General features: G+C 59.0%; 11 protein-coding genes. 8 read left to right on the top strand and 3 right to left on the bottom strand.

The window, feature by feature from the left end; genetic code table 11:
- Positions 1 to 172: 172 nt before the first annotated feature.
- Entirely contained in the window at positions 173 to 2,458 is a 2,286-nt protein-coding gene (locus tag NIG5292_RS09535; RefSeq protein ID WP_048599309.1) for an NADP-dependent malic enzyme, read from the bottom strand.
- Positions 2,459 to 2,634: 176 nt separating this feature from the next.
- Here NIG5292_RS09535 and NIG5292_RS09530 point away from each other — a divergent pair, with 176 nt between their 5' ends.
- From NIG5292_RS09530 to NIG5292_RS09505, 6 genes are all read left to right on the top strand, one after another.
- On the top strand, positions 2,635 to 3,033 hold the full coding sequence (locus tag NIG5292_RS09530; RefSeq protein WP_053084889.1) for a cytidine deaminase: 399 nt from the start codon (positions 2,635 to 2,637) through the stop codon (positions 3,031 to 3,033).
- A complete protein-coding gene (locus tag NIG5292_RS09525; protein ID WP_053084887.1) occupies positions 3,030 to 4,349 on the top strand; it encodes a thymidine phosphorylase in 1,320 nt (439 codons plus the stop codon). Before NIG5292_RS09530 ends, NIG5292_RS09525 begins: the two co-directional genes overlap by 4 nt.
- 3 nt (positions 4,350 to 4,352) lie before the next feature.
- Positions 4,353 to 5,555 carry a phosphopentomutase gene (locus tag NIG5292_RS09520; RefSeq protein ID WP_048599307.1) on the top strand — a complete coding sequence of 401 codons (1,203 nt, stop codon included), beginning with the start codon at positions 4,353 to 4,355 and terminating at the stop codon, positions 5,553 to 5,555.
- The gene (locus NIG5292_RS09515) at positions 5,552 to 6,526 is read left to right on the top strand and encodes an adenosine deaminase (protein WP_048599306.1); all 975 of its coding nucleotides are present in this window, start codon (positions 5,552 to 5,554) and stop codon (positions 6,524 to 6,526) included. The genes NIG5292_RS09520 and NIG5292_RS09515 overlap by 4 nt, the downstream gene beginning before the upstream one ends.
- Entirely contained in the window at positions 6,523 to 7,155 is a 633-nt protein-coding gene (upp, locus tag NIG5292_RS09510; RefSeq protein ID WP_048599305.1) for a uracil phosphoribosyltransferase, read from the top strand. Before NIG5292_RS09515 ends, upp begins: the two co-directional genes overlap by 4 nt.
- A gap of 66 nt (positions 7,156 to 7,221) precedes the next feature.
- Complete coding sequence (locus NIG5292_RS09505; protein ID WP_048599304.1) at positions 7,222 to 8,430, top strand: SPOR domain-containing protein; 1,209 nt, start codon at positions 7,222 to 7,224, stop codon at positions 8,428 to 8,430.
- Position 8,431: 1 nt separating this feature from the next.
- Here the strand turns inward: NIG5292_RS09505 and NIG5292_RS09500 are convergent, their stop codons facing one another.
- On the bottom strand, positions 8,432 to 9,463 hold the full coding sequence (locus NIG5292_RS09500; RefSeq protein WP_048599303.1) for a hypothetical protein: 1,032 nt from the start codon (positions 9,461 to 9,463) through the stop codon (positions 8,432 to 8,434).
- A 70-nt stretch (positions 9,464 to 9,533) separates the two neighbouring features.
- A complete protein-coding gene (locus NIG5292_RS09495) occupies positions 9,534 to 11,156 on the bottom strand; it encodes an AMP-binding protein (RefSeq protein ID WP_048599302.1) in 1,623 nt (540 codons plus the stop codon).
- A 112-nt stretch (positions 11,157 to 11,268) separates the two neighbouring features.
- On the opposite strand from NIG5292_RS09495, the gene NIG5292_RS09490 reads away from it, so the two are divergent.
- Positions 11,269 to 12,231: a DMT family transporter gene (locus tag NIG5292_RS09490; RefSeq protein WP_048599301.1), complete on the top strand. Its 963-nt coding sequence runs from the start codon at positions 11,269 to 11,271 to the stop codon at positions 12,229 to 12,231.
- Positions 12,228 to 12,860: a sulfotransferase family protein gene (locus NIG5292_RS09485; protein ID WP_048599300.1), complete on the top strand. Its 633-nt coding sequence runs from the start codon at positions 12,228 to 12,230 to the stop codon at positions 12,858 to 12,860. The genes NIG5292_RS09490 and NIG5292_RS09485 overlap by 4 nt, the downstream gene beginning before the upstream one ends.
- The last annotated feature ends 252 nt before the right edge of the window (positions 12,861 to 13,112 follow it).

The following is a 13,112-nucleotide window of genomic DNA, read 5'->3' as shown; positions in this document are numbered from 1 at the left end:
CATCGTTCCCGCGCTGCATTCCCGCCGAAGCGAGGCCGCGCAGAATTGGTCGGGCGCATTAAGCGTATGCACCGCGGTGCTGGCAAGGGACCGTTTGCGCAAACAGCACGAAATAATCATGCCGCTGCGCAGATTTAGCCCTCAATCTGATAGGATGACGCGCCTGCCGCCCTTAGCCGTAGTGGGTCACAGGCGTGCCCGCCAAAGCAGAAATGTTAAGCAACCCGCGCGCCGTGATTGACGGCGTGACGATGTGCGCACGGTTGCCCATGCCCATCAAAATTGGCCCAACTTCAAGCCCGCCGGCTTTGGATTTCAGGATGTTTCGCGTCGCACCAGCCGCATCAGTGTTGGCGTAGATCAACACATTGGCCTGCCCTTGCAAGCGCGACTGCGGGAAGACGCGACCGCGCAAATCAGGGTCCAAAGCGCTGTCCGTGTGCATCTCGCCTTCGTATTGGAAATCAAGTCCCAACCCGTCAAGAACCTGCAGCGCACCGCGCATCGTGCGTCCAGATTGGCTATCAAGGTTGCCAAATTCCGAACCTGAACACAGCGCAATCTTTGGCTCAATCCCAAAGCGGCGCACGTGGCGCGCAGCACTGATCACGGTTTGGGCAACTTGATCGGGCGTTGGCATCGCGTGGATGTGCGTGTCGGCAATAAAGAGGGGGCCATCCTCCAAAATCATCAGTGACAGCGCGCCTGCAGGCTTCAAATCGTCCGAGCCAAGCACCTGTTCCACGTAGTTCAGGTGCCACAAATACTGACCAAATGTGCCGCAAATCATGCTGTCAGCCTCGCCGCGGTGCACCATCACGGATCCAATGGCAGTGGTGTTGGTACGCATGATCGCGCGGGCCAAATCAGGGGTCACACCAGAACGTGCCATCAACTCGTGATAGGTCTGCACGTAATCGCGGTAACGATCATCGCGGTTCGGGTTCACGATCTCTAAATCTTCGGGGCGAATTTTCAGACCTGCACGCTCGCACCGCCGCCCAATCACATCAGGACGGCCAATCAGAATGGGTGTCTCGGTGGTTTCCTCAAGCAGCGCTTGGGCCGTGCGCAACACGCGCTCGTCCTCACCTTCGGCAAACACAATCCGGCGTGTCGCGGTGCTGGCTGCTTGGAAAACAGGACGCATGATAAGCGCTGATTTGAACACAGATGTATCAAGGTCCGCGTGGTACTGATCCACATCCGTAAGGGGACGCTTAGCCACGCCGCTTTCCATTGCAGCGCGCGCCACGGACGAGGCCACAACACCCATCAGACGCGGATCAAACGGCTTGGGAATAAGGTAGTCCGGCCCGAACGTAAGCTGCTCACCACGGTAGGCCTCGGCGGCCTCGGCGCTTGTGGTGGCGCGGGCGAGTTGGGCAATTCCGTCGATACAAGCCAGCTGCATCGCATCGTTGATCTCGGTCGCGCCCACGTCCAGCGCACCGCGGAAAATGAACGGGAAACACAGCACATTGTTGACTTGGTTGGGGAAATCCGACCGGCCCGTCGCAATCAACGCGTTCGGGGCCACGGCGCGCGCGGCCTCTGGATCAATCTCGGGGTTGGGGTTGGCCAGTGCAAAAATAATCGGTTGGTCGCTCATCTTGGCGACCATCTCAGGTTTCAAAACACCCGCGCCCGACAGCCCAAGGAACATATCCGCGCCGTCAATCACCTCATCAAGCGTGCGCAGATCACTGGCCTGCGCGTATTCGGCTTTTTGATCTGTCATCTCGCTGGTGCGGCCTTCGTAAACCAGCCCTTCGATGTCGCACAGCCACACATTTTCGCGTTTCACGCCCAGTTTCAGCAGCATGTTCAGACACGCAATGCCCGCAGCACCACCACCTGTAGAGACGATCTTGATGTCCTCAAACTTTTTACCCGCAAGGTGCAGCGCATTTGTTGCGGCGGCCCCCACAACAATGGCCGTTCCGTGCTGATCATCGTGGAAAACAGGGATGTTCATCCGCTCGCGGCACAGTTTTTCGACGATAAAACAATCAGGTGCCTTGATATCCTCAAGGTTAATCGCGCCAAAAGTTGGCTCAAGCGCGCAGACAATATCCGCAAGTTTTTCGGGGTCCGGCTCGTTCAACTCAATGTCAAAACAATCGATGTTGGCAAATTTTTTGAACAGGACCGCCTTGCCCTCCATCACGGGTTTTGAGGCAAGCGCGCCGATGTTACCAAGGCCCAAAACCGCAGAGCCATTCGTGACGACCGCCACAAGGTTGCCGCGTGATGTGTATTCTTGTGCGGCCTCTGCATCTTTGGTGATCTCAATGCAGGCTTCGGCCACGCCGGGCGAATATGCGCGCGCCAAATCACGTCCGTTGGCCAGCGGCTTGGTTGCGCGAATTTCCAGCTTTCCGGGCTTAGGGTGGCGGTGATAGTCCAACGCTGCTTGACGCAATGCCTGTGGATCACGGTTGGAATTGTCTGTCATAATGCCCTCCCAAGGTATTTGTTTAACGTTAAACTACTTTTTTCACAGCCTGCCAATGGCAATATTTTCACGTGGTGCGCGCGCGCTGTTCGATTGCACGGTGACATGGGCGGTGATCTCCGTTTTACTCACCCTAAACCCGAGTTATGCTGGCGTTAAGCCGAGAGGAACCAGACATGTCAACATCACCGCTCATGCAGGCCGCTCATGCGGTTATGAAAAATGCGTACGCTCCTTATTCCAACTTCCAAGTGGGGGCCGCAGTACGCACGGACGCGGGTGATGTGTTCGTGGGCTGCAACGTTGAAAACGTGGCCTATCCCGAAGGAACCTGTGCTGAAGCGGGCGCGCTGGCGGCCATGGTCGCCGCGGGACAAGGGCGCATCGTTGAGGTCGCCGTGATCGCGGGGTCGCCAACCCCGGTGCCGCCGTGCGGCGGGTGCCGTCAAAAGCTGCGCGAGTTTGGCGCAGGCGATGTGGTGGTCACCATGGGCACAACCGGCGGCACGACGCTTTCCATGACCCTCGAAGACCTTTTGCCCGGTGTCTTTAACGCCGATCACATGGCCAAATGACATCTTTCGCCCCTCTACTTGATCAGTTTCGCGGTGGCACGCCGCCAGATCGGGATGAAATTGCCCAGATCGTGCGTGGCCTTGTGGACGGCTCCATGACTGATGCACAGGCGGGCGCTTTTGCCATGGCCGTGTGTTTGCACGGGCTGGGGGACGAGGGGCTTTTGGCCCTGACAACGCAAATGCGCGATAGCGGCACTGTGCTGGAATGGGGCCTTGATGGGCCGGTGATCGACAAACACTCAACGGGCGGCGTTGGGGATTGCACCTCGTTCTTGATCGCGCCCGCGCTTGCAGCTTGTGGCGCATACGTCCCGATGATTTCAGGCCGCGGGCTTGGGCACACGGGCGGCACACTTGATAAACTGGAATCCATCCCGGGCATCACCGCCGATATCGCGCCCGCGAAGTTTCGCAAAATAGTGGGCGAGGTCGGCTGCGCCATCGTCGCCGCAAGCACAGATGTGGCCCCCGCTGACAAACGCCTTTACGCGGTCCGTGACGTGACAGGCACGGTGAAAAGCACGGCCCTGATCACCGCGTCGATCTTGTCCAAAAAGCTTGCGGCCGGTCTTGATGCGCTGGTGCTCGATATCAAAATGGGCAGTGGCGCGTTCATGAAAACCGTGGCCGAAGCCGAAGTGCTGGCCAATGCTTTGGTCAGTGTGGCCAACGGTGCGGGATGCAAAACCACCGCCCTCATCACGGACATGAACCAACCGCTGGCCAAATCTATGGGCAATGCGCTGGAACTTTCCGAGGCCCTGCATGCCTTAACGGGCGACGGGGTTGATCATGATTTGCCCGACATGGCCGCCAATCTGGCAGGCTCTGTTTTGGCCAGCGTGGGCCTTGCCCAAGACGCCACCCAAGGCGCCGATTTGATCGCGGATACATTCTACAATGGCAACGCCGCCGAGGTCTTTGGCCGCATGATCAGCGCCATGGGCGGGCCCCATGATTTTGTCGATCGTTGGGAAGACCGCTTGCCAAGCGCGCCTGTAATGCAAGAGGTTCTGCCGCCGCGCGCGGGCTTTGTCACCGCCATCGACGGCGAGGCATTGGGCCAGCTTGTTGTGCATCTTGGTGGCGGGCGCAAAACGATCGGCGGGCGGATTGATCACTCTGTTGGCCTGTCGGACATCGCGGCTTTGGGCGATCAGATCGACGCGGATGTCCCGCTGTGTATGTTGCACGCCCGTTCCGAGCATGACGCTGACGCCGCGACCAAAATCATCCGCGCGGCGATCACCCTTGGCGATGCGCCGATGGACCTGCCGCCGACCATTTACAAACGTGTCGGGCAGGGGGGCTAAACCATGGGTCGCGCGTTTTTGGTTGTGATGGATTCCGTTGGCTGTGGCGGCGCGCCTGATGCGGCGGCTTTTGGCGACGAAGGGGCAAATACCCTTGGCCACATCGCTGATGCCTGTGCAAACGGGCAAGCAGACGTGGGGCGGTCCGGTCCGCTCAACATTCCCAATTTACTGTCCTTTGGCTTGGGTGCGGCTGTTGCCCAAGCCAGCGGTCACAGCCGCCTTCTTGACGCGACCTCGGGCCCGATTGCGGGCCTTTGGGGAAGTGCGACCGAACATAGCATTGGCAAAGATACCCCCTCAGGGCACTGGGAATTGGCGGGCCTGCCGGTCCCGTTTGAGTGGCATTATTTCCCCCAAACTCCGGTGGCTTTCCCGCCTGAAATCTTGGAGGCCGTCGCGCGCATCGCAGGCACCGAAGGCTCTCTTGCCAATTGTCATGCCAGCGGCACAGGCGTGCTTGATGACTTCGGGCCAGAGCACCTTAGGACTGGCTGGCCCATCTGCTACACCTCCGTTGACAGCGTTTTCCAAATCGCCGCCCACGAGGAAATTTTCGGCCTTCAGCGGCTTTATGATTTATGTGCCGAACTCGCGCCTATGCTGCATAAAATGGGTATCGGCCGCGTTATTGCACGGCCTTTTGTGGGGGCTGCGGGGGCATTTACGCGCACGCCCCACCGCCGTGATTTTGCTTTGCTGCCCCCCGAAGATGTCTTGATGGATTTCGCCGCCGCCGAAGGCCGCGCGGTTCACGCCGTGGGCAAAATCGGCGATATTTTCAGCATGCGCGGCATCACTGATTGCACCAAAGGGCCTGATGCAAAACTGATGGAAGACCTAATTGATCTGGCGGGCACAGCCCAAGACGGCGCATTCGTTTTTGCCAATTTCGTCGAGTTTGACAGCGAATATGGCCACCGCCGCGATGTGGCGGGATATGCGCGCCATCTTGAATGGTTTGACGCGCAATTGCCGCGTCTTTTGGCACGTCTTGCGCCCGATGATCTGCTGTTGATCACTGCCGATCACGGCAATGATCCCACGTGGCGCGGCACCGATCATACCCGCGAACGGGTGCCTGTCGTGGGACCTGCCTTGGCCACATCTGGTGAGCTTGGCGCCATCAACTTTGCCGATGTAGGCGCTACGCTCGCAGCCCATATTGGCCTGAAACAAAACGGAAAAGGGACACCCGCCATATGAAGAACCGCCCCAAGCTTGAGTTGCATTTGCACTTGGAAGGTGCCGCGTCGCCTGCGTTCATCAAGGGCCTCGCCGCTGAGAAAAAGCTCGATATCTCGGGCATTTTTGATGAACGTGGCAATTACGCCTATGCGGATTTTGCGGGCTTTCTGGATGTCTATGAGGCGGCGACCCAAGCGCTCAAAACGCACGAAGATTACGCGCGTCTCACCACAGCGGTGCTGCAAGATTGTGCCGAACACGGGGTTGTTTACGCCGAAACGTTCCTGTCGCCAGATTTTTGCGGGGGGCGCGATGTGGGCGCGTGGCGCGAATACCTCGCTGCAATCCAAGAAGCCGCCGCCGCGATGGAGCCGCACATCACCCTGCGCGGCTGCGTCACGGCCATCCGCCACTTCGGGCCCGAAAAATCCCGCGAAACGGCCATTTGTGCGGCTGAAACCGTGGGTGACTTCATCACAGGGTTTGGCATCGCAGGGGCAGAAACCGTTGGCGCACCGCGCGATTTTGCGTGGGCTTTTGACTGCGCGCGCGAAGCGGGGCTTGGCCTGACGGCGCATGCCGGCGAGTGGGGCGGTGCGGCGATGGTTCGCGACACCCTTGACCAATTGCCGGGCATTTCGCGCATCGGTCACGGGGTGCAAGCCATCACTGATTTGGCGCTTTGCGACCGGCTGATTGAGAATGACATCACCCTTGAAGTCTGTCCCGGTTCAAACGTGGCGCTTGGGGTCGTGCCGAACTGGGCGTCACATCCCATAGAAAAGCTGCGTGCCAGAGGTGTCAAAGTGACCGTTAGCACAGATGATCCGCCGTTCTTTCACACCACCATGACGAATGAATACGGCCGTCTTGCCCACCACTTTGGCTGGGACGATGAGATTTTCCGCGAAGTTGAGCAAAACGCCCTTGAGGCGGCATTCTGCTCTGCTGAAACCCGCGCCATCATTGCAAAAAGGCTTCAATCATGAACGAACACGTCACCCTTGTGGATCACCCTTTGGTTCAGCACAAACTGTCGATCATGCGCGACAAAGAAACCTCTACGGGGCAATTTCGTCAGTTGCTGCGCGAGATAAGTCAGTTTTTGGCTTATGAAATCACCCGTGAATTGCCCTTGGAAAATCAAGCAATCGAAACACCCATGGGGCCAATGGATGCGCCCATGTTACGCGGCAAGAAGCTGGCGCTGATCTCCATTTTGCGGGCAGGAAACGGCCTTTTGGACGGTGTGCTTGAACTTGTTCCCTCTGCACGGGTGGGCTTTGTTGGGCTCTACCGTGATGAGCAAACCCTTGAACCCGTTGAATATTATTTCAAAGTGCCCGACGTGCTCAATGAGCGGCTGGTGATTGCAGTGGACCCGATGCTGGCCACAGGCAACTCTTCTGTCGCAGCGATTGACCGCCTGAAAGAAGCGGGCGCTACGAACATCCGTTTTATGTGCCTGCTGGCCGCACCTGAGGGTATTGCCCGCATGCGGCAAGCGCATCCAGACGTGCACATCGTGACCGCTTCCGTGGATGAAAAACTCAACGAGCAGGGCTACATTGTGCCCGGTTTGGGGGACGCGGGTGACCGCATGTTCGGCACCAAGTAACAGCATTATCACTTTACTAAATAGGGTTTTTGGCGCACAGTTTCGCTATATTTAGTGGAATGACATATGTCTGTTTCTAAGTTCGCGGCCTTCACGGCGACCCTTGCCTTGCTGTTTACCACGTCTGTCTCAGCCCAGTCTTTGGCAGGCAACACCGTCCCAGCAGAGTTCCCGCCATCTTCGTTCAAAGGCAACCAATACGTTGATAGTAAAGGATGTGTTTTCATCCGTGCGGGCATTTCGGGCAACACCACGTGGGTGCCGCGTGTATCGCGTAACCGTCAGATTGTGTGCGGCTTTCAACCCTCTCTAAAGGGTGCTACGGCCGCCGCACCTGCCCAAGCAGTCCCTACTAAATCTGCGCCGCAGCCTGTGCGCGCCCCTGCGCCAAAACCCAAAGCGGTTGCAAAAGCCCAAACGCCAGTACAGCCCACAACAAAAGCGGCAACGCCTGTTACTGGTCAAACCGCTGGTGCCACATTGACACCGCAGACGCCGCGCCGTGACCGTCAGGGGGCCACCAACGCGCCTCTGCGCACCACCGCGACGTTGCCAAGCGCCGCCGCACCCAAAACCCAAACCGCGCCCACTGCGCAGCCAACCCGCAGCCAGCCTGCTTGTCGTGGGGCCTCGGCGCTTAGCTCGAAATACATCAATGCAGGCACGCCCGATAATCCTGTCCGATGTGGTCCGCAGCAGGGTAATTTCTTCGGCCAAGACGGCAACACCACGCTGGGTCCTCAAAGCAGCCTTGATGTTGCACCGCGCACAGCGCCGGACCCCTCGCGCGGTGTGGTGCGGCTGTCAAAAGTACCCGCCAGCGCCCGCGTCACGTTTGATCCGCCAAAAGGATACCGCCCCGTTTGGGACGATGACCGTCTGAACCCGCGCCGTGGTCTTGAGACCCGCGAGGGGCGCGCTGCCAGCAACCGCATCTGGACGCAAAAAGTCCCCCGCAAGCTGCTAAAGAATAATGCCGCCCCGCAAGTCACCCGCGCGGGTAATGATCCGTTACGTTTGTCGTTTGGGACCAAAAGCACGCCTGCATCGCACCGCTTCGTTCAGGTCGGCACCTACGGGGTGAAGGGCAACGCCAGCCGTGCTGCACAGCGTCTTACTGCGGCAGGCCTGCCTGCAAAAATCGGACGTGCCACGCGGGGCGGCAAAACATATCAGGTCGTTCTGGCCGGACCTTTTCAGGATCAATCCGCCCTACGCGCAGCCCTTCAAGGCGCGCGATCTGCGGGCTTTCGCGACGCATTCCTTCGCAAGTAATTTACTGATCACAGATCCCTTGCAGGGCCAGCCAGTCGCGGTCGCTCAGCAACGGTGGATCGCTTAGTTGTGCCGCATCAAGCAGTGGTTTTGTCCGCTCTCCGCTGGGATCAATTGCTGCCGCGAGGGTGGTCGTTTCAAGGCCGCGCAACCGCATTTGATCCGCCAACGCACCCATCTCAACATCTTCCAACGGGTTCTGAACCAACGCTTGGGCATAGCCGCGCAGCACGTCTTGGGGCAGCTGCGCAGTGGTTAGCAATGTGAATGTGTGGCGCAGTCCTGCAAACTCAAGCAGCGGGCGTACCGGGTCTTGGCCCGCTTGGCGCAGACCCGCCGCCAGCATAAATCCAGCCAGTACTTCTGGGTCATCATGATCCTCAACCAGCGTCGCACTCAGCAACAGTTTGCCACCGGGCAACCACAGACTATCCGGCAAGCCAGAGCGGTGAATTTGCGGCAGCCCAACAGGCGCTACGAAATCCGCATTATCCGACGTGCCCCGAACGCGGTCCGTGACCATTTGCAGCGCGCGGGTGCCTTCGCGGCGGGTACACGCAGGGCCTGCAAGGCGGGTAATCTCACGGCTCAGCTCGCGGCCAATTTCGGCGCGTTTGACTTTGGGCAAAACCCCAAGCGTGTGATCCACCATGGCGGGGGGCATCCAGAAAAAGCCGATCCAGCCCACCAATGCCAAGCTGCCCGCCAACACGGCGGCGCGCAGCCGCCCACGGTGCGGACGGGTCCGGTCGATGGCTTTGCGCACTTTGTCGATGGCCTCGACCATGGTTTTGTCGTCGATTTCAACAAGCTCGGTGCCGTCTGCATCGGGGCTGTAGGTGACCACACCATCTTTGTCGGACACTTTGCGCACGGCGGCCAATGACCAATGGGACAAAACCCGTTCGGCGTTATCGGTAATCACAAGGGTGGCGTTGCCAAAAGACACGATCACCTCGCGGCGCTGCGCATCTGCATCCGCGCGCCAAAGGCCCGTGCTTTCGAGCAATGCGTACTGTGAAAGGGCGGTCATCTGACGCTTTATCTCCGTCAACTTGCTCTGAACAACATATAGGTCAGACGCCGCACCGCCGCAATTGCACTCAGAGGGATTTCGCCACTGTGCGCAATTCAAACTTCTGGATTTTGCCCGTCGAGGTTTTTGGCAGCTCTTGGAAAATCACACGCTTGGGCGTTTTGAACCCCGCAAGGCGCGCGCGGCAAAAGGCGATGATCTCGGCCTCGGTCGGGGTTGCGCCGTCTTTCAATTCAACAAAGGCACAGGGGACCTCGCCCCATTTGTCATCAGGCTTGGCGACCACGGCGCATAGGTTCACGGCCTCGTGGTTCATCAACGCGCTTTCGACCTCAACAGAGCTGATGTTTTCGCCGCCCGAAATGATGATGTCCTTGGCGCGGTCAGCGATCTGAATGAACCCGTCGGGGTGGTGCAGGGCAATGTCGCCGCTGTGGAAATACCCGCCCGCAAAGGCCTCGGCGGTGGCGTCCGGATTTTTCAGATAGCCCTTCATCACGCAGTTGCCGCGCAACATGATCTCGCCGGTTGTGGTGCCGTCGCGCGGAATGTCTTTGCCGCTTTCGTCCCACACGGCGACGGGCTCCATCATGGGAAAAGCAACCCCTTGGCGCGCAGCGATGCTGGCCGCCTCGTCTTGGGGCAGCGCGTCCCATGCGGGGTCCCAAAGGCATTCGGTGACGTGGCCATATGTTTCGGTCAGCCCGTAAACTTGTTGCACATCAAAGCCCAGTTTGGTGATGGCCGCCAACGTGGCGGGGGCGGGCGGCGCGCCTGCGGTGAAAACTTTGACCGTGTGATCAAAACTGCGCCGCGCCTCATCGGGTGCGTTGACGATCATGTTCAACACAATCGGTGCGCCGCCAAAATGGGTCACACCGGCGGCAACGGCGTCATAAATGGCGTGGGGTGTCACATCGCGGCAGCAGTGGATCGTACCGCCCAGCATCGGCATCATCCACGCGTGGTTCCATCCGTTACAGTGAAACATTGGCACAATCGTCAAGTACTGCGGGCGCAGCGGCATTTGCCACGCAGCCGGTGTGCCCATGGTCATCAGATACGCGCCGCGGTGATGATAGACCACGCCCTTGGGCCGCCCTGTGGTGCCCGAGGTGTAATTCAGCGCAAGGCTTTCCCATTCATCTTCGGGCATCATCCACGTGAATGCTGCATCGCCGGTAGCCAGAAAATCTTCGTATGTTTGATGCGCGCCGGTGGCTGTGATGCCCGCAACGGCGTCAGGCACTTCGATCAAGATGGGCGCGGGGCCGTCCATTCGTTCAATCGCTTGCAACGCCAGTGGCATGAACTGGGTGTCGACCAATGCGGCCTTGGCCTCGCCGTGATCAAAGATGTAGGCCACGGTATCTGGATCAAGGCGGGTGTTGATGGTGTTCAAAACCGCGCCGCACGCGGGCACGCCGAACGCCGCTTCGCATTGGGCGGGGGTGTTGGGCAGCAGCGTTGCCACCACCTCGCCACTTTGCACACCGATGCTTTTTAGCGCGCTGGCCAATTGCGAGCAGCGGGCGTGGTACTGCGCATAGGTGACTTTATGGTCACCATAAATCACCGCGGTAGTTTGGGCGAACACATCAGCCGCACGGCGCAAATGGGACAGCGGCGTTAGGGGCACGTAATTGGCGGGTGTTTTGTCTAAACCCGTCTCATCTTTCATCCAGCCCATTGCGCCCTCCCAAGCAGTTCACCTTCCAACGCGCGCCTTGTCGTCGGCGCCCCCGTCATATTGTCGACTATGGCGCTTGCGCGGCAAGAGGCAAGCGGTCAATGATGCGCAAATGAGCAGCACACCTTCCAATAACACCGCCGCGATTGGCTGGATGATGACGGCGATGGTCATTTTGGGCATCGTCGATAACCTTGTGCCCTATATTGTGGACGACATCAGTCTTTGGCAATTCCACACCCTGCGCAGCATTGTTGCAGTGGCCACAGTGGCGCTTTTGGGGTTGGTTTTTGGGCTGAATTTACGTCCAAAGCGGCTTTGGGCCGTGCTGGGGCGTTCATTGTTTTTGGCGATTGCGATGATTTTGTATTTCGGCTGCCTTGGCTTTTTCCCGATTTCGGCTGCGGCGGCGGGGCTGTTCACAGCGCCCGTTTTGGTGGTGTTCATCGAGGCTATTTGGTCACGCACGCCCATCGGTCCTGTGCGGCTGGTGACGGCCTTTGTGGGGCTGTGCGGGGCGCTGATGGTGCTGAAGCCCGATGTGGGCGGGCTTGGCTGGCCTAATCTGGTGCCCATTTTGGCGGGTGTGTTTTACGCCACGGGCAACGTGGCCACGCGCAAATGGTGCGAAGGCGAAACCCCGTGGGTGCTGACGTGGAGTTACATGGCGTGGGTTTTGTTGATCGCTGCATTGGTGTCGTTGTACCTTCAGGCCAACCCGGGCGAGGGGTTCTTGGGCCGTGCGTGGGTCTGGCCCACGGCGCTGTCATGGTGGATCATTCTGGTGCAGGCGGTGGTGTCGGTTGGGGCGATCGCGTGCCTGATGAAGGCCTATCTGACAGGGGACGCGCCGATCGTTTCGGTTTTTGAATACACGCTGCTGATCTTTGCCTCGGTCACGGCTTATATCCTGTTTGGCACGGTCGTCAGCCCGATTGGGGTGCTGGGGATGGTGGTCATCATCGGCTCTGGTGTGGTTGTGGCGTGGCGGGTGCAACGCGCCGAGCGGCTTGAGCGGCATGCGCGGAATGCACGACCTAAGCAGTCTGAGTTACCCGAGCAGCTTGCCCCATGATCTACAGCAAGGGCCGCAACTACCTGCTGACCCATGCGCCCAAAACGGGGGGCACGGCGCTGATGCTGGCGCTTGAGGCGCGGGCGATGGCGGATGATATTATTGTGGGTGATACCCCAAAAGGTAAAGCGCGGGCAAAGCGGCAAAAGAGCCTTCAGACGGCGGGGCGGCTTTGGAAACACGCGACCCGCGCGGATTTGGCCGGGTTGGTTGACGGCGCGCCATTTGCGGTAAGCTTGGTGCGCAATCCGTGGGACCGCGTGGTGAGTTATTATCACTGGCTGCGCGCCCAACAATTCACCCACCGCGCCGTGGCCCTTGCCAAAGATGAAACCTTTGAGACGTTTGTTTTGACGCCGTGGTTGCAAGACAGTCTGCGCGCGCATCCCTATGCTCATTACGTCACCGATGAAACCGGTGTGGAGCAGTGCGATGCGTTCATCCGCCTTGAGCATCTGACCGATGATCTTGCCCCGTTTGAGGCGCATCTAGGGTTCAAGCTTGAGGTCGGGCGCGCCAACGCATCACAGCGCGATGCAGATTACCGCGGCTATTTCAGCAACACGACCCGCGATGTGATTGCCGATGTCTGTGCCCAAGACATTGCGCGGTTTGGCTACGTTTTTTGATGCACAAATAACCCCGCTGGCCCCATGAAAGACCGCGAGGGGGACAGCAGTGCAGGGCACCTCGGTCCGTATGTCGCCAGAGGGGGCCTCGGGCATGTTTGTAGGGTTTTTGCGGTAAAACGAGGCCGTAAAAGAGGCAGCGCTGCCGTTGGAATGATCCGGTTGGGGGTGTAAGGCCCGCGCGGTATCAAGGTCGATATGCGGTGTGTCAAACCGCAACAATTCAGGACGTCCTGAGCGCAGTTTAGTGCG

The organism is Nereida ignava (genome assembly GCF_001049735.1).
Taxonomy (GTDB): Bacteria; Pseudomonadota; Alphaproteobacteria; order Rhodobacterales; family Rhodobacteraceae; genus Nereida; species Nereida ignava.
The sequence above is the reverse complement of the archived record's forward strand: the minus strand, read 5'-3'. Positions and strand labels throughout refer to the sequence as shown.